The 25,516-nt window shown below is 67.9% G+C and carries 23 protein-coding genes and 1 pseudogene; 10 read left to right on the top strand and 14 right to left on the bottom strand.

Annotated features, from left to right (window positions below; translation table 11 throughout):
- Positions 1–82: 82 nt before the first annotated feature.
- Together FOZ70_RS27685 and FOZ70_RS27690 are read right to left on the bottom strand one after the other, a co-directional pair.
- Positions 83–322 carry a hypothetical protein gene (locus FOZ70_RS27685; RefSeq protein ID WP_021159369.1) on the bottom strand — a complete coding sequence of 80 codons (240 nt, stop codon included), beginning with the start codon at positions 320–322 and terminating at the stop codon, positions 83–85.
- A 55-nt stretch (positions 323–377) separates the two neighbouring features.
- Entirely contained in the window at positions 378–1,028 is a 651-nt protein-coding gene (locus FOZ70_RS27690) for a BON domain-containing protein (RefSeq protein WP_042974973.1), read from the bottom strand.
- Positions 1,029–1,258: 230 nt separating this feature from the next.
- Between FOZ70_RS27690 and FOZ70_RS27695 the strand changes: the two genes are divergently transcribed.
- A complete protein-coding gene (locus FOZ70_RS27695) occupies positions 1,259–1,924 on the top strand; it encodes a nitroreductase family protein (protein WP_219707259.1) in 666 nt (221 codons plus the stop codon).
- A gap of 104 nt (positions 1,925–2,028) precedes the next feature.
- Here the strand turns inward: FOZ70_RS27695 and FOZ70_RS27700 are convergent, their stop codons facing one another.
- The 4 genes from FOZ70_RS27700 to FOZ70_RS38240 form a co-directional block, all read right to left on the bottom strand.
- On the bottom strand, positions 2,029–2,463 hold the full coding sequence (locus FOZ70_RS27700) for an Hsp20/alpha crystallin family protein (protein ID WP_042974953.1): 435 nt from the start codon (positions 2,461–2,463) through the stop codon (positions 2,029–2,031).
- A 180-nt stretch (positions 2,464–2,643) separates the two neighbouring features.
- Complete coding sequence (locus FOZ70_RS27705; RefSeq protein ID WP_042974952.1) at positions 2,644–2,919, bottom strand: DUF1488 domain-containing protein; 276 nt, start codon at positions 2,917–2,919, stop codon at positions 2,644–2,646.
- A 97-nt stretch (positions 2,920–3,016) separates the two neighbouring features.
- Positions 3,017–3,490: a universal stress protein gene (locus FOZ70_RS27710; protein ID WP_027792288.1), complete on the bottom strand. Its 474-nt coding sequence runs from the start codon at positions 3,488–3,490 to the stop codon at positions 3,017–3,019.
- A gap of 134 nt (positions 3,491–3,624) precedes the next feature.
- Positions 3,625–4,560 carry a hypothetical protein gene (locus FOZ70_RS38240; RefSeq protein ID WP_258025743.1) on the bottom strand — a complete coding sequence of 312 codons (936 nt, stop codon included), beginning with the start codon at positions 4,558–4,560 and terminating at the stop codon, positions 3,625–3,627.
- 26 nt (positions 4,561–4,586) lie between these two features.
- On the opposite strand from FOZ70_RS38240, the gene FOZ70_RS27720 reads away from it, so the two are divergent.
- Positions 4,587–6,191: a bifunctional aminoglycoside phosphotransferase/ATP-binding protein gene (locus tag FOZ70_RS27720; RefSeq protein WP_219707260.1), complete on the top strand. Its 1,605-nt coding sequence runs from the start codon at positions 4,587–4,589 to the stop codon at positions 6,189–6,191.
- Positions 6,192–6,267: 76 nt separating this feature from the next.
- Here the strand turns inward: FOZ70_RS27720 and FOZ70_RS27725 are convergent, their stop codons facing one another.
- The 4 genes from FOZ70_RS27725 to FOZ70_RS27740 all read right to left on the bottom strand — a co-directional run bounded on the left by FOZ70_RS27725 (position 6,268) and on the right by FOZ70_RS27740 (position 10,697).
- Positions 6,268–7,527 carry a nitrate/sulfonate/bicarbonate ABC transporter ATP-binding protein gene (locus FOZ70_RS27725; protein ID WP_219707311.1) on the bottom strand — a complete coding sequence of 420 codons (1,260 nt, stop codon included), beginning with the start codon at positions 7,525–7,527 and terminating at the stop codon, positions 6,268–6,270.
- A gap of 119 nt (positions 7,528–7,646) precedes the next feature.
- Entirely contained in the window at positions 7,647–9,380 is a 1,734-nt protein-coding gene (locus FOZ70_RS27730) for an ABC transporter permease subunit (protein ID WP_219707261.1), read from the bottom strand.
- A gap of 295 nt (positions 9,381–9,675) precedes the next feature.
- Positions 9,676–10,125 carry a CBS domain-containing protein gene (locus FOZ70_RS27735; protein WP_111997667.1) on the bottom strand — a complete coding sequence of 150 codons (450 nt, stop codon included), beginning with the start codon at positions 10,123–10,125 and terminating at the stop codon, positions 9,676–9,678.
- A gap of 131 nt (positions 10,126–10,256) precedes the next feature.
- Positions 10,257–10,697: a hypothetical protein gene (locus FOZ70_RS27740; RefSeq protein ID WP_051392270.1), complete on the bottom strand. Its 441-nt coding sequence runs from the start codon at positions 10,695–10,697 to the stop codon at positions 10,257–10,259.
- A 417-nt stretch (positions 10,698–11,114) separates the two neighbouring features.
- On the opposite strand from FOZ70_RS27740, the gene FOZ70_RS27745 reads away from it, so the two are divergent.
- Positions 11,115–11,330 carry a hypothetical protein gene (locus tag FOZ70_RS27745; RefSeq protein ID WP_175890464.1) on the top strand — a complete coding sequence of 72 codons (216 nt, stop codon included), beginning with the start codon at positions 11,115–11,117 and terminating at the stop codon, positions 11,328–11,330.
- 326 nt (positions 11,331–11,656) lie between these two features.
- On the opposite strand, the gene FOZ70_RS27750 is transcribed toward FOZ70_RS27745, so the two are convergent.
- Complete coding sequence (locus tag FOZ70_RS27750; protein WP_219707262.1) at positions 11,657–12,538, bottom strand: endo alpha-1,4 polygalactosaminidase; 882 nt, start codon at positions 12,536–12,538, stop codon at positions 11,657–11,659.
- Positions 12,539–12,793: 255 nt separating this feature from the next.
- On the opposite strand from FOZ70_RS27750, the gene FOZ70_RS27755 reads away from it, so the two are divergent.
- The 5 genes and pseudogenes from FOZ70_RS27755 to FOZ70_RS27775 all read left to right on the top strand — a co-directional run.
- Positions 12,794–13,285: a shikimate kinase gene (locus FOZ70_RS27755; RefSeq protein WP_219707263.1), complete on the top strand. Its 492-nt coding sequence runs from the start codon at positions 12,794–12,796 to the stop codon at positions 13,283–13,285.
- 162 nt (positions 13,286–13,447) lie between these two features.
- Complete coding sequence (locus FOZ70_RS27760; protein ID WP_258025744.1) at positions 13,448–14,896, top strand: efflux transporter outer membrane subunit; 1,449 nt, start codon at positions 13,448–13,450, stop codon at positions 14,894–14,896.
- A complete protein-coding gene (locus FOZ70_RS27765) occupies positions 14,893–16,101 on the top strand; it encodes an HlyD family efflux transporter periplasmic adaptor subunit (protein WP_219707265.1) in 1,209 nt (402 codons plus the stop codon). The genes FOZ70_RS27760 and FOZ70_RS27765 overlap by 4 nt, the downstream gene beginning before the upstream one ends.
- A gap of 2 nt (positions 16,102–16,103) precedes the next feature.
- A complete protein-coding gene (locus FOZ70_RS27770) occupies positions 16,104–17,642 on the top strand; it encodes a DHA2 family efflux MFS transporter permease subunit (RefSeq protein ID WP_219707266.1) in 1,539 nt (512 codons plus the stop codon).
- Positions 17,643–17,690: 48 nt separating this feature from the next.
- Positions 17,691–18,283: pseudogene (locus FOZ70_RS27775) on the top strand (aldo/keto reductase); the annotation flags it as partial.
- Between the two features lie 65 nt (positions 18,284–18,348).
- Here FOZ70_RS27775 and FOZ70_RS27780 read toward each other — a convergent pair.
- Positions 18,349–20,826: an AsmA family protein gene (locus FOZ70_RS27780; RefSeq protein WP_219707267.1), complete on the bottom strand. Its 2,478-nt coding sequence runs from the start codon at positions 20,824–20,826 to the stop codon at positions 18,349–18,351.
- Between the two features lie 252 nt (positions 20,827–21,078).
- Here FOZ70_RS27780 and FOZ70_RS27785 point away from each other — a divergent pair, with 252 nt between their 5' ends.
- The gene (locus tag FOZ70_RS27785; protein ID WP_219707268.1) at positions 21,079–22,887 is read left to right on the top strand and encodes an alkaline phosphatase D family protein; all 1,809 of its coding nucleotides are present in this window, start codon (positions 21,079–21,081) and stop codon (positions 22,885–22,887) included.
- A gap of 99 nt (positions 22,888–22,986) precedes the next feature.
- Here FOZ70_RS27785 and FOZ70_RS27790 read toward each other — a convergent pair whose 3' ends face one another.
- Entirely contained in the window at positions 22,987–23,133 is a 147-nt protein-coding gene (locus FOZ70_RS27790) for a DUF3096 domain-containing protein (protein WP_021157720.1), read from the bottom strand.
- A gap of 151 nt (positions 23,134–23,284) precedes the next feature.
- Complete coding sequence (locus FOZ70_RS27795) at positions 23,285–24,250, bottom strand: enoyl-CoA hydratase/isomerase family protein (protein WP_059621686.1); 966 nt, start codon at positions 24,248–24,250, stop codon at positions 23,285–23,287.
- A 508-nt stretch (positions 24,251–24,758) separates the two neighbouring features.
- Between FOZ70_RS27795 and FOZ70_RS27800 the strand changes: the two genes are divergently transcribed.
- Positions 24,759–25,511: a gluconate 2-dehydrogenase subunit 3 family protein gene (locus FOZ70_RS27800; protein ID WP_059484416.1), complete on the top strand. Its 753-nt coding sequence runs from the start codon at positions 24,759–24,761 to the stop codon at positions 25,509–25,511.
- The last annotated feature ends 5 nt before the right edge of the window (positions 25,512–25,516 follow it).

Below are 25,516 nucleotides of genomic sequence, written 5' to 3' on the forward strand. Positions count from 1 at the left end.
ACCCGTGCGATTCGGCGCTCGTTGCATCGGATGACGAACGAAACGTCGACGCACGGGAGACACGCGCACGTGCGCCGTGGCGTCAGACCGTGAACGTGTTCGATTTCCTCATCTCGACCCAGGTCATCCCGGCGCGCAGCCCGTCGATCGCGGCTTCGCGCTCGGTATCGTGGGTCCGGCTGTGCGCGAACGTGCGCTCGCATGCGCCATCCGGCGACGCGAACGTCACGTGGATCCTGCAACGATAGCCACCCGTTTCGGCGGCAATCGTCTGGATCGTCACCGACCAGTCCGCGTCGTGTACCTCGCCTGACAGTGTCATCCGGCTTCCCTCCTTCAACTGCGCGGACTGCCCATCCGGTTGCCCGGTACCGCGCTTACTCGACGACCAGGTCGTCGACCACCGCACGCACGCCGCGCGCCGACCACGCGGCACCGCGCACGGCCTTGCGCTCGGAGAACGAACCGACCTTGCCGGACAGCCGCACGGTGCCGTCGCGCACCTCGATCGCGATGTGCTTCGCCTCGCGCTCCGCGTGGCGCATGATCGCGCGCTTGATGCTGCCGCCGATGTCGGCCGCCCCGACTGCCCCCTGCACCGCGATGTGGTCGGTCACGCCGGTCACGCTGCGCATCTGCGAGATCGCCCGCACGGCCATATGGCTCTGGTACGCCCAGTCGACCCTGCCGGACAGCGTGATCCAGCCGTGTTCGACCTGCACCTTGACCGTGTCGTCGTGCAGACCGACCGTCCAGTGCAGAACCGAACGCACGGCATTCGCGATGTCCTCGTCGGTGCGGACGTCGTCGTCCGGCAGATGCACGGTCATGTCGACGACGAGCGCCTTGACGCCGGCCACGCGGTTCGCCGCCCGCTCGATCGCGAGTTTCTCCGCATAGCTCGGCGGGTGACCCGAGAGCGTCACGATCCGGTTGACGACCTCGACACCAATACGTGTCGCGTCGATCGCCGGGTCGGACTCGAGTTCGTCCTGGACGTCCTGCTTCAGTTCCTTGTCGGTTTTCATCGCCTGCACTCCTGTGAGCCGCGGCGTGCCTGTTCGCCGCATACGTCCAGATTTGCACACGCACGGCCGGGGATCGCTGATGCAGGTCAACGGACGCCGCTCGACGCGCATCGCGGCCTGCCGGTGCGCCGCTTGACGGAGGTCAAGCCGGCGCGGCCCGGCCGCCTTATCGTGAGATCACCGATGCGCGACGTCCCGGGCACGCACGGCGATGCTCCAAGGAGACTCACATGACAGAACAGCAACTGTTGGCCTATTCGCCGACACCACCGGCAGGGCCGGTATCGCCGCAGGGCGAATCCCCGCCCCTCATCGACCTGCCGCACCCGGACCTCGACGGCGGCCCGCCATTGATGACCGCACTCGCGGCAAGAATGAGTTCCCGCGAATTCGCCGCCACGCCCCTGCCGCCCGCGACGCTCGGCGCGATGCTGTGGGCCGCGGACGGCGTCAACCGGCCGGCGGCCGGCGGCCGCACGGCGCCATCCGCGCATGCGTTCAACGAAATCGACGTGTACGTCGCGCTGCCGTACGGCGTCTATCGCTACGACGCGCCCGCGCATCGGCTCGTGCTGAAGCATGCCGTGGACGCCCGCAACCTGACGGGTTACCAGGACTTCGTCGGGCGCGCGCCGCTGGATCTCGTCTACGTCGTGCGGACCGCCGCGATCCTCGACATGCCGCCGCAGCAGCGCGACGTGTTCTCGGCGATCGCGGCCGGCGCCATCACGCAGAACGTGTCGCTCTACTGCGCGGCCGCCGGCCTCGGCACGGTCGTGCGCGGCTGGATCAACCATCGCGTGCTGGCCGACGCGCTGCGGCTGAACGAGGACGAGCTGCCGATCCTCGCGCAGACAGTCGGCTACCGCGCAGGCGGCGCGGCATCGAATGCGTGAGCGCCGCGGCGCCCGCTTCGACGAAACGGCGCGCGGATCGCTCCGCGCGCCGTTCCCTCCTGTCGGGCAACGCATGCCGGCGTCACCCGCAACCTGCCGCCCGATCAGCCGATCGTCAGCTTTTTCTGCGCGACCGGCGCCTTCTTCGGCAGCGTCAGCGACAGCACGCCGTCCTGATACGTCGCCGTTGCCTTCGCGTCGTCGATTTCACCCGACAGCGAGAACGAGCGGCTGACCGCGCCGCTATAACGCTCGCGCCGGATCACGCGCTCGCCTTCCTTCTGCTCGCTGTTGCGCTGGATTTTCGCGTTGATCGATACGGTACTGCCCGTCACCTGGACATCGATGTCGTCCTTGGCGACGCCCGGCAGCTCCGCGTTGACCTTGTACGCATCGTCGCTTTCCGTCACGTCGATCTTCATCGATGCAAGATCGGGCTCGTCCGCCAGCGTCATCCCGCGCAGCGGCCTGAACAGGCCCTGAAACAGGTCGGCGACGGGTTCGATCGAAAACGGATCGTACCGTGTGACATTGCTCATGGTTCGTACTCCTCGAACGATTGACATGCGGCCCGCGCTTTCGTCCCGCCCGCGCGAAGCCATGACGAAGATCGGATTGGCGCGGCACCGTGTGCCGGGCAACGGACGAACGATCATCAGGATTCCAGCGTAACTGCCCGCATCGGCATGGGCTTGACACGCGTCAACGGGAGCGGACGCTCAGGTGCAGAACCGGAAATAGCCGCTGTGAAGCAGGATCGGCCGGCCGCCCATCTCCTCGAGCAGGCAGCGCGCGGCGCGCTCGATCGCGGGTCGATGACGGGAAAATGCCTCCACGAGATCCTGTTCACGCGGCGACGCCGCGCGGAAGTGATCCTCCAGTGCCTCCGCGGTGATCGCGCAGTGCACACGGCGGCCTTCGACCAGCGCGGGAAACGCCAGCGCGGGATCCTGGCCGCAATAGGTCGGATGTTCGCAAGGAAAGGAGATCTGCATGATGGTCACCTGTGCAGGTTGCGCATGGGTGGGCGCGGGGTTGGCGGTGCGCCGCGTGCGGCCCGCGCCTCGCCGCGAGGCGCCGCGTGAGACGACGTTAGGCTGCCGCCGCCGCGGCCGGGGCGGCATCGCCGGCGCGTACGAGCAGGACCGGGCAACTCGATCCGCGCAGGAAACGCTCCGCGACACTGCCGAGAAACAACCGCCGGACACCGCGGCGGCCGTGCGTACCGATCACGGCCAGATCGATCGAACGCTCGACGACGTACCGTTGCAGCCGTTCGGCAACATTCTGGCCGGGCTCGGTCTCGACGATTTCCGTGTCGCCGTTGACCGCCGCGTGCGAGATCGCCCGTTCCGCGCTGCGCAGCACCGCCGCGCCATCGCGCCGAACCTCGTCGAGCAGCGCGTCGGGATCCATTCGTCCGGCGTACGTCACCAGAAGCGAGCGGTCGACGACGAAAACGGCGAACAGGCGCGCGCCGTACGATCGCGCCACCTTCAGACCTTCGTCGAGCGCCAGTTTCGATGAAGGACTGCCGTCCACGGCGACCATGATGTTCGTGTACATACCGACCTCGCTGGATGAACCGACGCGCCGGCGGCGTGCGGATGGGTGTCATCATCGGCGTTCGCCGGGCGCGGGCGTTGACGGAGGTCAACGGTTCGGAATCACGCGGAGGCGCGCGGGCACGAGACGCCGGATCAGCGCGGCGCGACCGGCTTCGGCGCGTCGGGGGAACGCGCCGGGTTCACGTCGGCCCGGAAACCTCGCTCGATGTCGAGGATCTTCGTCGCGCATGCGTCGTACCGCCATCCCGGGCCGCCATCGCTGTCGTACATGCCCTTGCACATCGCCTTGAGCCGGATCACCGCTGCGCCGCCGCCCGATGCGGTGCGCGATGCCCACACATAGACTTCGCCGGCCAGGAACGGCGGCGCCGTCTCGATCGTGTCTGCATCGGCCCGGGTGATCCGGGTCGACGAATGCCCTTCGACGTAGCGGCGCGCAACGCGCCAGGCGCGATCGCATTCGGCCGGTGTCGAACACGGCAGCGTCGCGGCCTGGCGCGCCGCGAACAATTGCGTTTCCGTCGACCGGAAGGCCGCGTTCCGCTCCGCACCGGCGCACGCACCCAACGCGAGCAACACGACGACCGCCCACACCCGTTGTTTCATTTTCACTGCCTCGCAACGCATCGCGTTCCGCTCGCCATCCGGCGGCATGAATCCGCTCGACGCCAACCCGGCCGCGTGACGCACCGACATCCCGCATTCGGTGCGCGGCACGTGCCGCATCGCCCGAGCGCCCGAATCGACTGTAGGGCCGCCATGGGGAATGCGGTTGACCTGCGTCAAGCGCGCGCCGGCACGGTGCGTACCGCACGCGCGGCAACGGTGCCGACGACGTGCATGCGGGCGGCGTTGCGCCGTTACCGCGCCGGCGCCGGGCCACGGCACGCCGTCCGGGTGCGCACGGTCAACGCGCTTGATACGCATCAAGCCGGCATGGGCGGCAGTCGGCTGCAATAGGGTTCGTCGCACGCGTGCCCCGAGCCTGCCGGCCCGATCCCGCGACATCGAGCAGACGGAGCGTGCCGCTTCCGTTCGACTACAACCCGCGGGCACGGCGCGATGCAAGCGCCCTGCCCATCGATCCGTTCATCATGTCCCGAGCACCACGCCTGCCGTTCACGTCGAGCCGCGGAGCCGCACGACGAAAGACCCTGCAGTTCGATCGCGCGTTGCGTCGGCCTGCCACCTATCCGCATCCCGCCGGCCGGATCGAACGGATCGAAACCCACCTGTCCGTCGTGTATCTGGCGGGGCGCTACGCGTACAAGCGCATCAAGCCCGTGCGATTCGCGTTCGTCGATCTCGTGCGCCCCGCGCAGCGCCGCCGCTGCGCGCTGGCGGAATGGTCGCTCAACCGGCCGTTCGCCGGCCCGCTGTACCTGGGCGTCTGGCCGATCGTCGCGCGCGGCCGCGGCAGCACGTTCGGCCCGCCCGTGCGAACCGGCACGCACCGCCACCGGCAGCCGGCGGTGCCCGGCGAGTATGTGGTGCGCATGCGCCGGTTCGACGCGCAAGCGATGTTGTCGGTCCGCAGCGCATCGCATGACACGGGGCTGGCGGACGCGGACGCATTCGCGCAGACGCTGGCCCGCCATCATCTGCACGCACCGCGCCGTGCGCCGCGCGGCTACCCGGGCAGCGCGGCGAATGTCTTGGCCCAATGCCAGGCGTTGTGCGACACGCTCGACGTCACGGTGCCCGCTCAAGCCGCGCTGCGACGCTGGTACGAGGCCGAGCTGGCCCGTCTCGCGCCGCAGTTCGCCGAGCGGCACGCGAACGGCTTCGTGCGCGCCTGCCACGGGGATCTGCATCTCGACAACGTCGTCCGCTGGCGCAACCGGATCCTGATGTTCGACTGCATCGAGTTCAACGACGCACTGCGCTGGATCGACGTGGCGAGCGATCTCGCGTTTGCATGGATGGACTACGCCGCCCGCGGGCGGGCAGATTGCGCCCACCGCCTCCTGTCAGGATGGCTCGCACGTACGGGCGACCATGCGGCGCTGGCCGTACTGCCGTGCTACTTCGTCTATCGTGCGCTGGTGCGTGCGCTGACCGCGCGGCTGCGCGGCGACGAGGCGACGCGCGGCCGCTATCTGCGCCTTGCGTCGGACATGGCGCAGGCACGCCGCGATGCGCGGCCGCTGCTGCTGCTCTGCCATGGCATGTCCGGTTCCGGCAAATCGGTGGCGAGCCGCGCGCTGGCGGAACAGCTCGGCGCGATCCGGCTGTCCAGCGACGCCGAGCGCAAGCGCCTCGCCAGCGCACCGGAGGACACCCGGCTGCCGCTCGCCGCTTATTCCGAGACGGCGATCGACGCGGTCTACGACAGACTGCGTGCGCAGGCCGGCGAGGTCCTCGCCAGCGGCTATACGGCGATCGTCGACGCGACGTTCCTGCTCCGGCGCAACCGGGCACCCTTCATCTCGCTCGCCGAGCAGCGCGGCGTGCGCGTCGCGATTCTCGACTTCACCGCGAGCCCGGCGACGCTCGCCGCCCGTGTCGCGGCACGGGCCGCACACGGGCGCGACGCATCCGATGCCGACACGGCCGTACTGGCCCGGCAGGTCGAGCATGCCGAGCCGCTGGCCGGAGCCGAGGCCGCGATCGCGATCCGCTTCGAAACCGAGTGCGACGTCGCGGCGTACGGGAGCCGCGCGTTCTGGGCGCCGTTATTCGCCGCGCTACGCGCGTAAACACGCGCGTAGCGCCGCCCGCCTGACTTGACGCCATGTCACGACGCTCCGTTTCAGCCGGCCGCGCCCCGCATGATCAACGGCCGAAGGTGCGCGTATGGTCGTCGTAGTCGAACAGCCCCGCGTAGCGGCCCCAGTCCGTCACGACGCGCAGCGCCTGTTGTGCGCTGCGCGGATCGAGATGATCCTCGAGCTCCAGTTCGAAGCGCTCACGCGGCGCGCGATGCCCTGCGCGCTCGTCCAGCACTTCGTCGATATGCGCGGCAAGCGGCACGAACTTGACGACATGCTCTCGAAACAGACGCCGCCGGGCCTCGTCGTCGCTGTGCGCGAACACGTGGCCCGCCGCGCTCAACCGGAGGGTGCGGTCGTGCCACTCGGCAAAGGCGAGCAGATGGAGCGCCGCGGCGGTCGCATGGAGCACGTCGACCCGGAGCGCGAGTGCCGCGGCAATCGCGCCGAGTTCCGCATGGCCGTCGTACGGCGCGGCCGCCAGGGTCTCGACGAACCCGGCGAGATGGTGGCTCGTCACGTCGGGTAGCGCCATGGCCAGCGTGCCGCCGGCCGCCGCGCGAGCCGCCGCCGCGTCGGCGATGCGCGCGGTCAGCGTCGCGTAGATCTTGCCGACGATCGCCTGGAAGGCCGGGTCGTGCCGGTTGCGCGGACGCGGCAACGGCACGTTCAGCGCGGCGTCGATGCGCGCCGGGCCGGCACCGAGCACCAGGATGCGATCGCACATGAGCACGGCTTCCTCGATGTTGTGGGTCACCATCATCACCGACCGGGTCGACAACTGGCGCGCGTCCCACAGGTCGAGAAAATCGGTGCGCAGCGTTTCCGCGGTTAGCACGTCGAGCGCCGAGAACGGTTCGTCCATCAACAGCAGGACGGGTTCGCTGACCAGCGCGCGGGCAAACCCCACCCGCTGACGCATGCCGCCCGACAGTTCGCGCGGATAAGCCGATTCGAAACCGTCGAGCCCGATCAACTCGATCGCGGCGGCCGCCCGTTCGCGCACGTCGCGTGGCGGAAGGCCCAGCGCATCGAGCCCGAGCTCGACGTTTTCGACGACGGTCAGCCACGGGTACAGCGCGAAGGTCTGGAACACCACCGCAATGCCGGCGGTCGGGCCGGCAAGCGGCGCCCCGCGATATGCGACCGTGCCGGACGACGGCTTGACGAGCCCGCCGGCGATCCGCAACAGCGTGGACTTGCCCGAGCCGGAGCGGCCGAGCAGCCCCAGTATCTCGCCCTCGCGGAGCGTGAGGTCGATATCGGCCAGCACGTGCAGCGGCTCGCCGGACGGCTTCGTGAACGATTTGCATACGCCGCGCATCTCGAGCACGACCGGCGCCTGCTCCGATGACGGCGCGGCCGCGCCCGCCGCGTACGCTTCCTTGCATTCACCGGGATTCGACACATCGGTCTCCTGCGGATAAAGGATCGGGCCCGGACTCAATCGAACCGCGTCCTGCGCTCGGCGAACGCATACATCGGGCGCCACACGAGCCGGTTGGTCGTGATCACGAGCAGCGACATGACGGCGACACCGAGCGCGATACGCGGAAAGTCACCGGCGCCGGTCATCTGCGCGATATAGGCCCCCAGTCCGCCGGCATTCAGGCGCGTGCTGCCCCAGCTCACCGCCTCCGCGACGATGCTCGCATTCCATGCGCCGCCGGACGCGGTGATCGCGCCCGTCACGAAGTACGGCAGCACACCCGGCAACATGACGCGACGCCACCAGGTCACCGGCCGGACCCGGAAGCATGCCGCCGCTTCGCTCAGGTCGGCCGGAAACGCGCTCGCTCCGGCGATCACGTTGAATAGCACATACCATTGCGCGCCGAGGATCATCAACAGCGGCAGCCAGACATCGGGGGCGAGCCGGTAGCGCACGATGACGAACACCGCGACCGGAAACAGCAGGTTGGCCGGAAACGCGGCGAGAAACTGCGTGATCGGCTGGATGCGGGCCGCCACGCGCGGTCGAAGACCAATCGCAATGCCGATCGGCACCCAGATCGCCGACGCGATCACCACCAGCACCGTCACGCGAACGAAGGTGAGCGCCCCTTCGCCCGCCACGACGCGCAGGTCCGTCCAGGTCAGCGCCGCGCGTTCGAGCCGGAACAGGACAACCGCCGCATACCCGCCTCCCGCCGCGCACAGCGCGAACCAGAGCGCGTCACCCGCGTGCCGCGGCAGCGCCATCCGGCCGCGCCACGGCCATGCGGCCCCGGGCAGCCGCGCACGCGCCGCGCGGCGCAACAGCATGCCGACCGGGCCGCCGGCACGGGCCATCCATCGCGACCGGTGAAACAGGTCGAGCATCCAGCTGCGCGGCACGACCGCGGGCACGGCATCGCCATGGCGAAACCGTTCCGACCACGCGACCAGCGGCCTGAACAGCAACTGGTCGTACAGGACGATCGCGACGCTCATCGCGACGATCGCCCAGCCCACCGCGGCCAGGTCCCGGTTCGCGATCGCCTGCGCGACATAGGCACCCACGCCCGGCAGGTCGACGTGCAGGTCGCCGACCGCGATCGCCTCCGACGCGACCACGAAGAACCAGCCGCCCGACATCGACATCATCGCGTTCCAGACGAGACCGGGCATCGCGAACGGCACCTCGAGGCGCCAGAAGCGCTGCCATGCGGACAGCCGGAAGCTGCGGCTTGTCTCGTCGAGATCGCGCGGCACCGTGCGCAGCGACTGGTAGAAACTGAACGTCATGTTCCACGCCTGGCTCGTGAAGATCGCGAAGATCGCCGCACATTCGGCGCCCAGCATCCGCCCCGGAAACAGCGACAGGAAGAACAGCACCGTGAACGACAGGTAGCCGAGGATCGGCACCGACTGCAGCACGTCGAGCAACGGAATCAGCACCCGCTCGGCCGACCGGCTCCTGGCCGCCGCGGTCGCGTAGACGAACGTGAAGGCAAGCGATGCGAGCAATGCCGCGAACATGCGTGAGACCGTACGCAGCGTATAACCGGGCAGCGCCGCGGGGGACAACGAGATGGCCGGGGGATGCGCGACGGCGAGCGGGCCTGCCATCTGGTGCGCCGAAATGCCGGCCAGCATCAGGAACCCGATGACGATCAGCACCGCGGCGAGATCCCGCCAGCCCGGCGCGGGCAGCGTCCAGCGCCCGCCGCGCAATACCTCCGCATGGTGCTCCACGGTGCCCCTCCCGGCCGATGATGGCGGTTCATCTTCAGGGGCGGGCGGGACAGTCGCGTTGACCTGCGTCAACCGTCCCGCGGCAGCCGGGCCGGGTCGCGCCGACGGATGCGGGCGCGGTCGGCGTTCGGAAGATGAACATGTCCGAATGCTTCAGATCGACACGGGCCATGCCGCCGCCTGAAACCTCCAGCACCGCTTCGCGCGCGGCCACCGATACCCGGTAGCGCGTGGCGACATGCCCGCACGCGCGGTCGCCACGGGCACGCCGCAGCGGAACGCGGCGCACGCCGGATCAGTCGCGTTGCTTCTCCTCGAAATACGGCTGACGCGCCGCCACGAGGCGCAATTCGTCGAGCAGCGCCGCGGCCACGCGAAGCAGGTCGTCGAGCGAGACGATACCGACCAGTTCGCCGTCGTCGCCGACGACCGGCAACCGGCGCACGCCGTGCTGACGCATCCGCTTCGCGAGCAGCCAGACATCGTCGTCGACATCCGCGACGGCGACGGGCGCGGACATGATGTCGCCGACGAACAGCGCGTCGGCCTCCGCGCCCGGGCCGACCACGGCAAGCACGATGTCCCGGTCGGTCACCATGCCGATCGGCTTGCATCGTCCTTCCTGTTCAAGGACGACGACCAAGTCGCCGGCATGCGCGTCACGCATCCTGGCGGCTGCCTCGACGACGGTCGTCCGTGCGGGGCACGTCGCGACATCGCGGGTACAGAGCATCGCAGCATTCATGTTCGTTCTCCCGGTCGGGGCGAAGCGGATCATCGGCGCGTGACGCGATCGGTTCCCGTCGCCATGCGCGCCCGTTCGCATCCGGTGAAAACAACGGTAAATCCGGCCGTGCAACCGGAAATTGATGCAGGTCAGCGCGGTGCGCCGTGCGGCGTTCCGCGCAATGCCGTGGCCGTTGCCGTCCGGCGCGCGGCCGTGAAACCGGCGTTGCCGTCGCGGCCGGGGCGATCGCACTCGGCGAAGCGCGACACGATCCGGCAGCCGTCGTCCGACAAGCGCGCGGGAGCCTCCACAAGCGACGCGGCATCCAGTCGCACGAGGCCGCGATCGACCAGACGGCGAAGGTCGGCGGGGTCGCCCTGCTGGCATCGCGGCTCGCTGGCGAGCACCATCAGGATCGCGATCTCGTGGGGACTCAGCAGCCGGTCGCCGTCGGCGTCGGCGTCGACCGGACGATTCCGGTGTGGCGCGACGGGCGGCGTGATGATCCGGGGATTCGACGTGTGCGCAAACAGGGAAGGCATGGTGGAGGCCCGTATCATGAACGTGAAGACGCGGACGGCACGGTGCATGTCGGTTCCCGATCGAAAGCGACACGCGCAAGCCTTCATCTTCGCTCTTGCAGCACAAGCGGTCTTGACGCAGGTCAGCAAGTGCACGCACGCGCCCCTCACCACCGGCGATTCATCTGACGTGATGCCATCCGGAGATCCGCTTTGCGTGTCTGTCAGGAACACGTCAATTTGATCGTTTAGCCTTTGGTCGGCAGATCGGAACGCCACGGTAGCGTAAGTATCTTCACGTCGGCCGCTCGGACTCCCGCGCGCGGTCGCATGTCGTCCGCATGTCGGCCGCACGTCGTCCACGTAGCACTCCGCATCATCCGGTTTTCTCCGGAGAGACCGAACGCCGTATCCGGCTTGCATGAAATCAATGCGTCGCGGTCGGCCGGAATCCGTCATGAATCACCGTCCTGAAGAGGTCCATGCATGAACCGGTACTACGAAGTCGAACGCGAGCTCGCCCATATCGAAGGATCCATTCGACTGCTCGAACAGGCACGGGGCGACTTCCATAAAAAGACGTCGATCAGCGATCCCGCATACTGGCGTGCAAGACTGCACGCCGTCAGGGCGACGGCCGAACAGAACAAGACGCTGCTGCGCCGCGCCGACGCAATCCTCGCACGGCTCGATCGGTTCTGATGCGCCCGCACCCGGTCCGCCTGCATTCCCGATACGTGACGATCGGACGATTCGGGCAAGATGCGTGAGGCACAGGGGGCGTGCCTCGATCAATCCGGCGAAGCGCCCGTATAACGCGCACCATCGAGTGCGGATCGGCCCGAACCATCGTGCTTGACCTCCATCAACGCGCCGCCGCGGCATCGCTCACAGATTGCAAGGAGGCGCGCGAAACGATTCGCACCGCGAAACGTGTCCGACTCTCCGGCGGCTTCTCGTCCATCCGCGATATGGCATGACCTGATCGAACAGCAACGCCAATGGTGGCGTACGTGGAACGTTGCCGCTCACTCGAACCGGCAGGCCGCGCGCGGCAGCGCCGAAAGCGTGTCGCTCGACAGTTTCAGAATGCCGTCGAAACCGGCCTGGTTGTCCGCCGGGCAGAACGCCGCGAGCGTCATGCCGTCCGGTCGTGTGTACTCGACGTTGAACACGGCCTTGTTCAATGCGATGAAGCTCGCGTAACCGCCGCACTCGTGGAACCTGTTGCATTGCTCGTTGAGCGCCCAGTCGGCCACTTTCGCCATCGCGGCCGCGATACCCGAGCCGTTCTTCAGACCCATCGACATCCCGCGATCGTGCGCGGCGGCGATCAGCGCCGTGTTGTACCGCAGTTGGTCGTCGCGCGTCAGCGGAAACCCCGTTTCCTGGCGATAGCTGTCGTCGAGGTCCGGCTCGATGCCGTCGCAGCCCTTTTTCTTCGCCATGTCGAGACGCGCCAGCATCAAGGGCATCAGGATCGCGGTCTGGCGAATGTCCAGCCAGCGTTCGTGATCCTCGTATCCTTCGACGGGGTAACCGAGCACGCTGTCGGGAAACCGGCCGGCATCGCCACGGGTGTCTTCCCGCCCGCCCACCTCCATGTAGCACACGACGGTGATGCCCTTCGCCTTCAGGCGCTGGATCGTGCCGGCATCGGTCAGCTCCATGTCGACGTCGTACATCTTGCGGGCGTTGTTCACGCCGTCCAGCACCTTCTCGTTGATCGGGTTGCCGTCGATCTGCCATTGCCAGCTCGTGCCGGGCACGAGCGGCTTCCACGCGGCGGCTTGCGAAGCGCGCGCCGAAGCCGCCGTGACCGGGCCGCCCGGCACCGACGAATCAGAGTCGCCGCCGCACGCCGCAAGCAGCAGCATCAGCACGAATGAAGCGAATGATCTTGCGGACATGGCGAATCCTTTTGCCTGTTGGCGGCTCGTCAGGATGCGAAAGTGCGAGGGAGTCACGTGCAGCGGAATGCAGGCGATGCATCTGCCGATCGCGCAGTGGTGCGGGAACGCGCGAAGCACGTCCGGATGGTAGGCGGGAACACCGCGCCCATCTGTTCCGATTTGTCGATTTTTGTTTGCGTCGCGGGCCGGCGTTGTCCGCAAACGCACCGTCATCGCCGATGAGCGATTGCAGCGCGCCATCCGCGCATCGCGTTGATCGGCATGCCCGGTGCGGGCAAGACGACGATCGGCGCGGCGCTTGCGGCGGCACTCGACCGCCCGTTCGCGGATTCCGACCGGGAGATGGAGCAGCGCTTCGGCGCCCCGCTTGCCATGCTGTTTCCGCTGCCGACGTTCCGCGCCCGCGAAGCCGGCGTCATCGACGCGCTGTCGCAACGCGACACGCTGATCCTCGCCACCGGCGGCGGCGCGGTGCTGCGCGACGACACCCGCGCGCGCCTCAAGGCGCGCTGCCACGTGATCTACCTGGTCAGCGACATCGACGCGCTGTACCGGCGCACCGCGCGCGATCCCGCGCGCCCGCTCCTTGACGTGCCCGATCCGCGCGCCGTGCTGGCCGAGTTGCAGCGGACACGCGATCCACTGTACCGGGCCCGCGCGCATCGCCTGCTCGACACGCGCGACGCGTCGATCGACGAAATCGTCACGGCAGCCCTCGCCGAATCCGCGTCCGCGTCCGCCTGACGGTCGCGCCCATGCGCGCGGCTTCCCCGCTCCCGGTTCCCTTCCCGCCCCGTCAAGGGGACTCCCCCCTGCCATTTCTGACAGTTGCCCCTTGTTTGAGAATATCTAAAGATATATTTTTAGATAGGTTGAATTCGTCAACCGGACTCGTGGAAACCGATCATGTCCGAGTTTCTTGTCTCGACTCGAAGATGGGGTCCGATCACTGCGGCAGCCGTGACGGCGGCCGTCATGGCCGGTTGTGCCCCGTTCGGCCAGCAGCCGGACCAACAGAAGATCACCCCGGTCGAACAGCTCGACCCGGGCCTCGCCCTTCACGCGGCCAAGGGTCAGGCCGACGTGGACGCGCAATGGTGGCGCACCTTCGGCGATCCGCAGCTCGACCGCGTGCTGGCCGACGCGCTCGCGGGCGCGCCGTCGCTGAAGGCCCAGCGCGCCCGGGTCGACGAGGCGCTCGCGCAAGCCGACGTCAGCGCGGCGGATTCCCTGCCGCTGCTCGGCGCAGCGGTCAGCGCGACGCCGACGCGGCTGCCGCGCAGCTACACCACCCCGCCCCCCGCCGCAGGCCACTGGCAAGTCAACGCGCAGGCGCTGCTGAATGCGTCGTTCGATCTCGACGTTGCCGGGCGCCTGCGCGCGCTGACCCGCGCCGCGACCCTGCGCGCCGGCGAGCAGCAGTCGCTCGAGCGCGCGGCAACCGTTTCGTTGCAGGCCGCGCTCGTCGAGACCTACCTGCAGCTCGCGCTCGAGCTGCAACTGCTCGACATCGCGAACGATACGCTGCGTCAGCACGATTACCTGCTGCGTCTCACCCGCCAGCGTGAAGCGGCTGGACTCGACATGCCGGTCGCGGTCGCGCGTGCCGGCGAGCCGCTGCCGCTCGCGCAGGCCGATGTCGAGCGGCAGCGCGCGGCCGTCGCGCTGCTGCGCCACCGGCTCGCGGCGCTCGTCGGGCGCGGGCCCGGCTATGCGGACACGCTCACGCCGTCACCGCGCGTGCTGCACGCCGTCGCGCCGTTGCCCGCGGCGCTCCCGGCCGCGCTCGTCGGGCGCCGGCCCGACATCCTGGCGGCCCGCTATCGCGTCGAGGCCGCGTCGGCCGACATCGACGCGGCCCGTGCGGCGTTCTATCCGGACATCAACCTGATGGCGTTCGCCGGCGTGCAGAGTTTCGGTTTTCGCGCGCTGCTTCACGGCAGCAGCGGCACGTTCGGCGCCGGCCCCGCGATCACGCTGCCGATCTTCGAAGGCGGCAGGCTGCGAGCCGGCCTGCGCGCGCAGACCGACGCGTACAACGCCGCCGTCGCCGACTACGACGACACCGTCGTCAACGCGCTCGCCCAGGTCAGCGACTCGCTCGTGCAGCTCGACGCGCTGGCGAGGCAGCGCGACCTGAATCGCGATGCGCTGGCACGCGCCCAGCAGACCTACGACATCGAGACGCGGCGCTACCAGAAAGGCATTTCCGGCTACCTGGACGTGCTGCTGGCCGAAACCCGGCTGCTTGAGGACCGCCGGTCGGTCGCTCGCGCCGATACCTCACTTGCCGTCGAGCACGTCCGGCTGATCGCCGCGCTCGGTGGCGCAACGCACCCCGGAGCCCAACAATGAATCGCACCGACACCCCGCCGGCCGCCGAACAGGCGCTGCGCACCACGCGACGCCGCTACTTCCGCTGGTTCTTCATCGCGCTCGCCCTGGCCGCGCTGGCCGGCGGCTACTGGTGGGTCACGTCGCGCGGCACCGAGACGACCGACGACGCCTACGTGACGGGCGATGTCGTGCAGGTATCGCCGCAGGTGGCGGGCACGGTCGACACGATCATGGTGCAGAACGCCGAATGGGTCCGTGCCGGCGATCCGCTGTTCCGCGTCGATCCGACCGATGCGAAACTCGCGCTCGACGACGCCATTGCCCAGCTCGCCCATGCGGTGCGCGAGTACCGCACCGCGCATGCCGACACGGCGCGCGAGGCGGCACAGATCCTCCAGCGCAAGGCCGAGCTGTCGAAGGCGTCCGACGACCTGCAGCGGCGGCTCGGCCTCGCGCAGGACGGCGGCGTATCGCGCGAGGACATCCGCCATGCGCGCGACGCGATGACCAGTGCGTCCGCCGCGCTGGACGCGCAGCAGGCCGCGTACGACGCATCGCGTGCCCGCGTCGACGGCACGTCGATCGACTCGAACCCGCTGGTGCGCGCCGCGGCCGCGCGGGTGCGCAGTGCGGCGCTCGCACTGCGCCGCACCGAAATCCGCGCGCCGCTGGCGGGGCTCGTGACACGCCGTGTCGTGCAGGTCGGGCAGCACGTCACGCCCGGCTCGCCGGCCATGGCGCTCGTGCCGCTCGACCATGTGTGGGTCGAGGCCAACTTCAAGGAATCGCAGCTGCGCGGCATGCACGCCGGGCAGGCCGTCGAGCTTCGCTCGGACCTGTATGGCTCCGACGTCGTGTTCCACGGCCGCATCGAAGGCGTCGAGGCGGGCACGGGTTCGGCATTCGCGTCGGTGCCCGCGCAGAATGCGACCGGCAACTGGATCAAGGTCGTGCAGCGCGTACCCGTGCGGGTCGCGCTCGATCCCGGCGAATTGCGCGCGCACCCGCTGCGCATCGGCCTGTCGATGAACGCATCGGTCGTGCTCGGCGACGGCGCGCCCGGCACCGCATCGGCCTCCGTGCGCCCCGCGCCGGCCGCCGCCCGGCGCCCGATCGACGCGACGTCGATCTTCGATGACGATGCCTCGTCCGGCGACGCCCTCGTCAACGACACGATCCGCGCGAACGACGGCGCCGCCGTGCGCCGCGCGCCGGGAGCCTGAGCATGGCGCCCGTCGCTCGGGGTGCGGCGCCGAAACTGCCGCTGGAGCCGCTGCAGGGCCCGGCTCTCATGCTCGTCGCGATCGCGATCAGCGTCGCCAACTTCATGCAGACGCTCGACCTGACGATCGCCAACGTCGCGGTACCGACCATCGCCGGCGATCTCGGCGTCGCGCCGGACATGGGCACCTGGATGCTGACGTCGTTCGCGACGCCGCTCGCGATCACGCTGCCGCTGACCGGCTGGCTCGCGCAGCGCTTCGGCCAGGTGCGGCTGTTCCGGGTCTCGGTCGTGCTGTTCGTCCTGACCTCGATCCTGTGCGGCCTCGCACCGAATTTCGAATCGCTGCTGCTGTTCCGCGCGCTGCAGGGTGCGGCCTCCGGGCCGATCACCGCGCTCTCGCAGGCGCTGCTGCTGGCCGTGTTTCCGGCCGCGCGCCGCAACGTCGCCCTGTCGGTCTGGCAGACCACCACGTTCGTCGCGCCCGTGCTCGGCCCGATCGCCGGCGGCTGGATCACCGACAACCTCTCGTGGCCCTACATCTTCTACGTCAACGTCCCGACAGGGGCGCTGGTCCTGCTCGTGCTGACCCGCTTCCTCGGCCGGCGCGACAACCCGACCCGCCACCTTCCCGTCGATTTCGTCGGCCTGCTGCTGCTCGCCGCCGCATTCGGCTCGCTGCAGCTGATGCTCGACCGCGGCCAGACCCTCGACTGGTTCGCGGCGGTCGAGATCCGCGCGCTCGCCGTGCTCTGCGTCGTGTCGTTCGTCGCGCTGGTCCTCTGGGAGCTGACCGACGCGCATCCGATCGTCGACCTGCGGCTGTTCGCGGATCGCAGCTTCACGGCGGGAACGATCGCGGTGACGGTCGGCTTCGGCGTCTATTACGGCGCGCTCGTGCTCGTGCCGCTCTGGTTGCAGACCGAGCAGGGCTACACGGCAACCTGGGCCGGCATCGCCACCGCGCCGCTCGGCATCGCCGGCATCGTGATCGCGCCGTTGATCGGCCGCATCCAGGGGCGCACCGACCCGCGCCACCTCGCGACCGTGGCGCTGGTCGGCTGGGGCGCGGCGTCGTTCTGGCGCATGGGCTTCAATACCGACGTGACGCTCGGCGACATCGCGGCCAACTCGCTGCTGATGGGCGCGGCCACCGCGTTTTTCATCACCCCGCTCGTGTCGCTGTCGATCGCCGGGTTGCCGCGCGAAAGGCTGCCGGCGGCGTCGGGCGTGCAGAATGGGCTGCGCCGGATCGGCACCAGCGTCGCCACTTCCGTCGCGCCGACCTATTTTGAACGGCGCTCGCGCGTTCACAACACGTACCTCGTCGATCGCATCACGCCGTTCGATCCGGCTGCCGGCGACTGGCTCGCCCGGCTCGAACATGCCGGCATGTCGCCGGCCGGCGCGCTCGCGTCGGTCAGCCGCTCGATCGACGTGCAAGCCCACATGCTCGCGCTCAACGATTTCTCGTTCGGTTGCCTGCTGCTGTTCGGCGCGACCCTGCTGACCGTCTGGTCCATCCGCTACCGGCGTCCGTGACGCCGATCAACCGGCCCCTTCCGATGAACGCCCCCGACCTCGACAACGTCGTCGCGCCATCACCTCGCCAATGCCATTCACGGCAGCCTCAAGCGGCTCGGCACCGACCACATCGACGTGTACCAGCTGCATGGATTCGATGCCCAGACACGCGTCGAGGAAACGCTGCGCACGCTCGACGATTTCGTGCGCGCCGGCAAGATCCGCGTGATCGGCTGCTCGAACTTCTCCGGCTGGCATCTGATGAAGTCGCTCGCGGCCGCCGATCGCGACGGGCTCACGCGGCATGCCGTGCACCAGGTCTACTATTCGCTGATCGGCCGCGACTACGAAACGGAGCTGATGCCGCTCGCGCTCGACCAGCAGGTGTCCGCGATCGTCTGGAGCCCGCTCGGATGGGGGCGGCTGACGGGCCTGGTCGGCCGGGGCCGACCGTTGCCGGAGACGAGCCGGCTGCACAAGATCGCCGACGAGGGCCCGCCCGTCACGGATGCCCTGCTGCACCACGTCGTCGACGCGCTCGACGAGATCGCCGCCGAAACCGGCAGGACGGTCGCGCAGGTCGCACTCTCAACTGGTTGCTGCGGCGGCCCACCGTCGCGAACGTGATCATCGGTGCCCGAAACGCGACGCAACCGCGCGATCTGTCGATGCTCGTGCGTGTACTCGAGGCGGCCGAGCGCGGGAACGGACCGCGCACGTGGCGTTACCGGTCGTGAGAGGAACCCCGGTTCGCCCGCGTCGAGTGCCCGGGTCCGGCACCGGCCGGCGCGGAAGCGGCAGAAGCAGCCAGCGGCGCGTTCGTGTACGCCGGGACAGCCTTCTTTCCCTGTCGGACGCCCGGCGGCGGCGCCGCCGGGCGCTGCTCCATGTCGGCCAGCATCTGCCCGCACGGCAACGAACGACTGCGGCCCGGCTGCAGCAACGCGAGCAGACTGGCGAGCGGATTCAGCAAGCCCAGCCCGATCGCGGCACCGCCACGCGCGATCAGTGCGCCCGCCTTCACCCCGACGTGCGGTTGCTTGAAGGTCCCGGTGACGTACAGCGGCGAGCGTAGCGATATCACCCGGAATCCCTTGGTATGGGGATGGATCGTCAGATTCATGGTCTCGTCCCGCAGGTTCACGTTGCCATCCATGCCGATCACCGCATCCTCGGTGTCGAGCGCGAATACGCGCGAGTCGAGCACGCCGTTGGTGACCACGAAGTCGGCCACACCGCAGTTGATCCTGACGTCGCGCGTGCCGAACAATTTCTCGTACACCACGTTTGCAACGTTCAGCCCCGCGGCTTCCATCAGCAAGAGACTCACCGTGCCGTCGGTCACCAAGGTCTTCACTTCCCCGTTGGAAGTCGCGGCGAGCGCCGCCGGCGAATTGCCGGTGGCCGACAGCGCGGCATCGCCGTTGACCTCGCCGAGCGCCGTTTGCATCACCGGGAATGTCGGGAACAGTTGCTTGAGTTTCAGATGTCGCGCCTGCAGCGAGAACCGCCCCTTGAGCGGCATGCCGCTGCCGTCCAGGTGGATGTTCGAAGCAAGCGTGCCGCCCGCGACGCCGAAGTTCAGCGGGTTGAGCGTCAGCACGCCGTCATGCAACACGACGTGGGTCGACAGGTCGGTGATCGGCAGGCTCGCGGTCTTGACGATGCGCCGCCCGGTCAATCGAACGTCGGCGTCGATCTTCTTCCAGCGGTCCGTGCGGAATGCCTCGACCGGCAATGCCTTGTTCGCGGGCTGCGCGACGGCGGCGCCCCGCCGCGCCTTGCTGGCATTCGTGTCGGCGCCGATGAGCGGCGCAAGGTCGGAAAACTGCAGCAGCTTCGACACCAGCGTACCGGACAAGAGCGGCCTCGGTTCGCGCGAAACGTACACCAACGAGCCGTTGATGTCGCTGCCGCCGACGCGTCCCGTGAAGTCCTCGTACTTGAAGACGTTGCCGGACGCCCGGAACTGGCCGACCAGCCGGCCGTCGGTCGCATAAGGCGCGGTTTCGGGAAGGGTGATGCCCGTGACGTCATACAGCTTGGCCATGCTGGTGCCCGCGAGCCACAGTCGAAGATCGACCGCCGCCAGGTGAGCCGGATCGGTCAGCGTGCCGACGAGCGCCAGGTGCGTATCGCCGAAACGCAAATCGGCCTGAACCGGAAACGGGTGTTGTGCGCCCTGCAACTCCAGCACATTGCCGATCTTGCCCGTGCCGGCGACCGCGCCTTTCCTGTAGGTCCCCTTGACGGTCCAGCCGATCGTGTACGTGCCGACGCCGGCAGATGCCGCGGGCGCCGCGCCCGTCGATGCACTCGTTGTCGCCGAAGCCGCTGCACCCGATGCGGGCGCTGCAGGCGCGCTCGATGCCATCGACGCGCCTGATGCAGCCGGGGCTATCGTGGTGCGAGATGTCGTCGCAGCAGCATGCGAAGCAGCGGCCACCGCTTGCGACGCCGCGGCCGATGCGCGGGACGCCGCCTCGGCACCCGACGCAGGCACCACCGGTTGCGCCGGGCCGGAGCGCGCCTGGGCCGCGAGCTTTTTCTGACCTGCCGGGCCGACGGCTCGTGCCGATTCGTGTTGCGCCAACGCCTGCTGCTGCTTCACCACCGCGTCGAACGGGATCGGCTGGCCAAGCGTGTTGACCACGGCGCTCAGATCGAACTGCTTTTGCTGATCGTAGTAGCCGAGATGACCCTGGGCAAACGCGACCTGATGCAGGTCGAGCGTCCATCGGCCCGGCTGCGCGGGCCGCTTGAGCTTGAGCGTCCAGTTGACTCGCCCGTCCTTGATGCGCTCGAGGTCGACGGACGGATTGACCAGGTCGATTGCCGGAATCACGATGCGGCGTGCCATCAGCGGCAGCGCCTCGACTTCGAAGCTGATCATGTCCAGCGCGACGAAATGCTTCGTGCGCGCCCAATCGGGATTGGCGATCGTGACATCGTGTGCGCTGAATCGCGGCCACGGTACCCATGCACGCCAGCCTTGCTCGCTCACCGGCCGACGCCAATCGATACGCAAATCGCCGTTGATGGCGAACTGTCGTCCGATTGCGTCCGACACCTTGTCATCGATCCACGGCCGGGCTCGATTCCAGTCGAACGTGACGATGAAGATGACCAGCGCGGCAAGCGCCAGGATGACGATGACGGCAAGCCACGCGGCCACCTTGCCGACGGTGTGGCCAATGCGCATTGCTCCCTCCCCGAGTTTGCTGCACCGTATCCAGCAATTCGTGTTCCTGAATACAGGGGCCTTTTGCGAGCTCGCGTGCACGCATTCGAAATGGGGTTCTTACGACTTTTCAGGCGCCGATCTTCGCAGTAAGGTTCGGGATCGACTGCGCTACCTGTCCTCGCTGCGTAACGCCGGCAGGCTTGCCGAGCGAGAGCAGCGGACACCTGCTGCAGTGCTTCCTGCATCCGCGGGATGCGATCGGGAGGATCAATGGATCGTCGCCATTTCCTCAAGTCGTCGGCCTTTTTTACCATTGCGGCTGCCACCGCTGCTGTCCCGCACGACGTTTCACCAGTAGACCTGCCGGGCAGCATCGTGCGCAAAAACACCAGTCGATTTCCGCAAGGTGTCGCAAGCGGCGATCCGCGCGATCGCTCCATCGTGTTCTGGACACGATGCGTGCCGGTATCCAGCGGCGAGCAGCACGATGCAAGAAGTGCCGCGCGCGCGGTCCCGCTACGCCTCGAAGTATCGACGCTGCCGGATTTCTCGACGCTCGTCGCCAGCGTACCGCTGAGGGCGCTGGCCATCTACGACTTCACCGTGCGCGCGAAGGTGGCAGCACTCTCGCCGAAGACGACCTACCACTACAGGTTCGTCGCCGGCGGCGACGTCAGCATGACCGGTGTCGCGCGCACGGCACCGGAGGCCGGCGAGGCCAACGAACAGGTTCGCTTCGCGTGGCTCACCTGTCAGGACTGGAGCGTCAACCACTGGCAGGCGATGACGCTGATGGCCGCCGAACGCGATCTCGATTTCGTCGTGCACGTGGGTGACTACATCTATGAAACGGTCGGGACCTCTCCCCCCGGCCAGGCCGAGCCGGCGCATTCTCCGCTGCACCTGCCCGACGGCAAGCGGCTCGCGGACGGCCGCGCGTATGCCGATACGCTCGACGACTACCGGACGCTCTATCGCACCTATCGTACCGATTCGCGCTTGCAGACACTGCACCAGCGCCTGCCGATGATCGCGATCTGGGACGACCACGAATTTTCCGACGATTGCTGGCAGGATCATCAGGTCTACACCAACGAGGAGCGACAGGAAACCCGGCGTCGGCGCAACGCCAGCCGCGCGTGGGCAGAGTACATGCCGGTGGATTGGGGCGACGTGCGCTTCGAGCCGGACAACCCGTCGTACACGAATATCCGCATCTACCGCGATTTTCGTTTCGGCATGCTGATGCATCTGGTGATGACGGACGAGCGGCTGTATCGCGACGACCATGTCGTGAGCGAATCCGCTATCGCGCGCGCGCACGGGCACGACCCGGTGCACGGTGACGATGCGGCCGGCTCGCGCTACTTCGTCAAGCAGGATGGACTGCAACGCGACGAGGCGCGTCTTGCCCGGCAGTTGGGCCGCCCGCCGTCGCTGCTCGGTCCGGAACAGACGCAATGGTGGAAAGCCGCGATGAAGGACTCGCCGGCAACCTGGAAGGTATGGGGCAACGAGGTGATGTTGAACCGTCTGTGGTTCGTGATGCCGGGCGCCCCTCAGACACCGGGGGCTCGCCTCGTGGTCGATTGCGATGCATGGGACGGTTATCCCGCGCACAAGCACGAACTGCTCGCCTACTTGAGGGAGCACGGGATCCATAACGTCGTCGCGATCACCGGAGATCTGCATGCATTTCAGTGCGGCGTCGTGCGGGACGATCCCGATCCCGCGACGGGGGTGCCGGTCATCGTCGATTTCGTCTGCGCCGGCATCAGCAGCATGTCCTTCTATTCCTGCCTGAAGGCCGCATGGAACGGCACACCGCTCGCGTCCATCGCGGCGACGCCTGCCAGACTCGACTGCTTCCTGATGGCGAACAACCCCGATCTGTGCCACGCCGACCACGACGCGCAGGGTTACGCGTCGGCCACGGTCACGCCGGACTACTTTTCCGTCACGTTCAACAAGATGAAGCCGTTGAACCCGGACGGCACCGCGCCCGCGGATGCACTGCTGGGCCGCACGCGATTGACCGTGCCCCGGGATTCAGTCGAGGTACACGTCGAGCACTTGTAGGTTCCGACGCGCCGCTGTTTCGCGGCGGCATTGCGCGTCTCCGAAAACTCGAGCAAGCGGCCCTGTGCGGTCATGCACAGGGCCGTTCCACGTGGTGCGTCAGTGGAAATGTCCGCCGAAAAGCCCGAGCAACCCTATGATGATCAGGTAGAGCGCAACGATGTAATTCAGCAAGCGCGGTACCACCAGAATGAGAATCCCGGCGATCAGCGAAACCAATGGGCTCCAGTTCGTGAATTCGTGCATGGCGCGGCCTCCTGACAGTGGATCGCGAAATCAGACGTGCGTCGGTGCGACGCTGATCCACGTATAGGAGCGATTTCCGTGCCTGACTCGACGCGTGCCGCGTCGGGTCGTCGAATCGGTGAGCATTCTCTTCCGGAGCCGCGCAGATCGCTCAATCAGCGGGGGGCAGCTTCGCGGACAGGTCCGGAAAGTGGAGTTCGCCTTCGTAGGTCTCGGCCCCGGCTGCGAGTATCGCCTTCACGCGCGCCTGTATCGCTTCGTTGGCCACGCAAAGATCGGCCTCGTGCGCTTCCACCAACAAGCCTTCGGAGAAGGAAACGTCGGACCCCATGTCCACGGACCGCTTCAGGTGTGCAATCGTGGAGGGCGGGAACGTCGCGATGCGGCGTGCCAGCTTGTCCACGAATGGGCCCAGTTCCCTGGCCGGCAATGCACGATTGATATAGCCGTAGTGATCGGCCAGCTCCGCGGAGAAGTCTTCCCCGGCCAGCAGTACCTCGAGGGCGCGGGCGCGTCCCATCCGCCGCGGCAGGCGCTGCGTGTTGCCGCCGCCCGGGACGAGCCCGCACACGACCTCGGGCTGACCGAACACGGCTTCGCCAATCGCGGCGAAACACATGTCCGCGGCCAGCGCAATTTCGCAGCCGCCGCCGCGGGCGATCCCTTCGACCTTCGCGATGACGGCCTTGGGCATGTTGCGCAAGCGCTCGCCAAGCATCTGTGTCAGGCGGAAGGTGCGCGTATTCGAAGTCGTCTTCGGCGCCGAGCCGACACGGTGCAGGCCCGAGTGAGCAATGAAGAACTTCGGCACGGCGCTCTGCAGGACAACGACACGTACGCTCGCATCTTGTTCCAGCAGCCGGGTCAGCGAGTCGAATTCCTCCGAGAGAACCTCGTCGAGCAGATTCAGCGGCGGATAGTCCAGGGTAACCGTGGCGACGCCGCTATCGCGGGTAACCCGGATATGTTTGTAATCGTCATAGCTTCCGCCTCCCCCTTGTGATGGCGCGGACGGTTGGGGAGCAGCGCCCCCTTCCGAAGACGCGAGCAACACGCCGGGCGCGAATGTGGCGGCACCGATTGACTGGACGAAGGTACGTCGAGAGATAGTCGACATGGCAGACTCCTGGGTTGGTTTCATCTCGCCTCGGCAGAGCCGCGCCCGGCTCGCAATCCGCGGCGGCATCAAGTAACGCAGTTGCAATCCCCTGGCGCGGCGGTCCCCATGTCACTGCGGATGGCAATGACTGCGCCGGCAATCCGGCGTCGTTGAGCGGCATTCGTCAGTTTGAAAAAGCAAGCTTCGCCGACGCCATGATCCTCGCCACGTCGGGGCCTTTGCAAGAATCCTCCCTAAGTGGGGGGGCGCCCCGATCGACCTCGCGCGGCAGCGCGGAGCGGGTCGATCCTGCACGCCCTCCCCGAACAGGGGGCTGCCTTCGCGCCGGGCCATGGGTACTTTTGGCGGCATGGCCCCTTCGACACATGATCCGGCGCGCGTCTCCCTTCCTGGGCATCCGCCCGACTCATGCCTGTTGAAGTGCGTACCGGCACGCTGTCGCTGCATGGTCGGCAGACCGTAGCGGCCGCGCACCGACGACACCACGGAATGATCCGCCCCATCCATGAACAAAAGCCAATCATCCGGCGACAAGCCGGCGCCTGAGTCAGGCCGGCGCGTATTCCTCAAACGCGTCGCCATTGTTCCCGCCGCCGTCGCGATAGGCGGGTGCCATTCGGGCGACGACGCATCGCCAGCACCGACGGCGACGCAAAATGCCGGCAGCGGCGTTCGGCTCGACACCTATCGTCCGGTGTTCTTCACACCCGAAGAATGGCACTTCGTGCTCGCGGCGGTGGATCGCCTGATCCCGCACGACGACGAGGGGCCCGGCGCGCTCGACCTGAACGTTCCCGTCTTCATCGACCGGCAACTGGAAACCGGTTACGGCTACGCGGCGCACTGGTACATGCAGGGTCCGTTTCGCGCGGCCTCCCCGCTGTTCGGCTATCAGTCGAGGCTCACGCCGCGCGAGCTGTATCGGGCCGGCATCCAGGCGACGAACGCGAGCTGCATGCGCGAGTTCGCCGGCAAGCGCTTTGCCGAACTCCCCGTCGCGGAACAAACCGGCGTGCTCGCACGCCTGGAGTCCGGCGCGATGGCATTCGACGCGATCTCCTCGGCGGATTTCTTCGCGTTTCTGCTGGAGAACACCCGCGAAGGCTATCTGTCGGACCCGATACACGGCGGCAACAAGGAGATGGGCAGCTGGAAAATGATCGGTTTTCCCGGGGCCAGGGCGGACTTCCTCGACTGGGTCGGGACCGGCAAGCGCTACCCGTATGGGCCCGTCAGCATCGAAGGTCAACAGGGTTGAGACGC

The sequence above is a fragment of the Burkholderia sp. COPS genome, from assembly GCF_019425585.1.
Taxonomy (GTDB): Bacteria; Pseudomonadota; Gammaproteobacteria; order Burkholderiales; family Burkholderiaceae; genus Burkholderia; species Burkholderia cepacia.

Bases quoted from the DNA above. Each gene is read 5' to 3' on its own strand.
- FOZ70_RS27745 (WP_175890464.1), top strand. From the start codon at position 11,115: ATGAACCGGTACTACGAAGTCGAACGCGAGCTCGCCCATATCGAAGGA.
- FOZ70_RS27765 (WP_219707265.1), top strand. From the start codon at position 14,893: ATGAATCGCACCGACACCCCGCCGGCCGCCGAACAGGCGCTGCGCACC.
- FOZ70_RS27750 (WP_219707262.1), bottom strand. From the start codon at position 12,538: ATGTCCGCAAGATCATTCGCTTCATTCGTGCTGATGCTGCTGCTTGCG.
- FOZ70_RS27770 (WP_219707266.1), top strand. From the start codon at position 16,104: ATGGCGCCCGTCGCTCGGGGTGCGGCGCCGAAACTGCCGCTGGAGCCG.
- FOZ70_RS27690 (WP_042974973.1), bottom strand. From the start codon at position 1,028: ATGAAAACCGACAAGGAACTGAAGCAGGACGTCCAGGACGAACTCGAG.
- FOZ70_RS27735 (WP_111997667.1), bottom strand. From the start codon at position 10,125: ATGAATGCTGCGATGCTCTGTACCCGCGATGTCGCGACGTGCCCCGCA.
- FOZ70_RS27725 (WP_219707311.1), bottom strand. From the start codon at position 7,527: ATGCGCGGCGTATGCAAATCGTTCACGAAGCCGTCCGGCGAGCCGCTG.
- FOZ70_RS27790 (WP_021157720.1), bottom strand. From the start codon at position 23,133: ATGCACGAATTCACGAACTGGAGCCCATTGGTTTCGCTGATCGCCGGG.
- FOZ70_RS27760 (WP_258025744.1), top strand. From the start codon at position 13,448: ATGTCCGAGTTTCTTGTCTCGACTCGAAGATGGGGTCCGATCACTGCG.
- FOZ70_RS27705 (WP_042974952.1), bottom strand. From the start codon at position 2,919: ATGCAGATCTCCTTTCCTTGCGAACATCCGACCTATTGCGGCCAGGAT.
- FOZ70_RS27700 (WP_042974953.1), bottom strand. From the start codon at position 2,463: ATGAGCAATGTCACACGGTACGATCCGTTTTCGATCGAACCCGTCGCC.
- FOZ70_RS27740 (WP_051392270.1), bottom strand. From the start codon at position 10,697: ATGCACCGTGCCGTCCGCGTCTTCACGTTCATGATACGGGCCTCCACC.
- FOZ70_RS27795 (WP_059621686.1), bottom strand. From the start codon at position 24,250: ATGTCGACTATCTCTCGACGTACCTTCGTCCAGTCAATCGGTGCCGCC.
- FOZ70_RS27800 (WP_059484416.1), top strand. From the start codon at position 24,759: ATGAACAAAAGCCAATCATCCGGCGACAAGCCGGCGCCTGAGTCAGGC.
- FOZ70_RS27780 (WP_219707267.1), bottom strand. From the start codon at position 20,826: ATGCGCATTGGCCACACCGTCGGCAAGGTGGCCGCGTGGCTTGCCGTC.
- FOZ70_RS27710 (WP_027792288.1), bottom strand. From the start codon at position 3,490: ATGTACACGAACATCATGGTCGCCGTGGACGGCAGTCCTTCATCGAAA.
- FOZ70_RS27785 (WP_219707268.1), top strand. From the start codon at position 21,079: ATGGATCGTCGCCATTTCCTCAAGTCGTCGGCCTTTTTTACCATTGCG.
- FOZ70_RS27685 (WP_021159369.1), bottom strand. From the start codon at position 322: ATGACACTGTCAGGCGAGGTACACGACGCGGACTGGTCGGTGACGATC.
- FOZ70_RS27695 (WP_219707259.1), top strand. From the start codon at position 1,259: ATGACAGAACAGCAACTGTTGGCCTATTCGCCGACACCACCGGCAGGG.
- FOZ70_RS27720 (WP_219707260.1), top strand. From the start codon at position 4,587: ATGTCCCGAGCACCACGCCTGCCGTTCACGTCGAGCCGCGGAGCCGCA.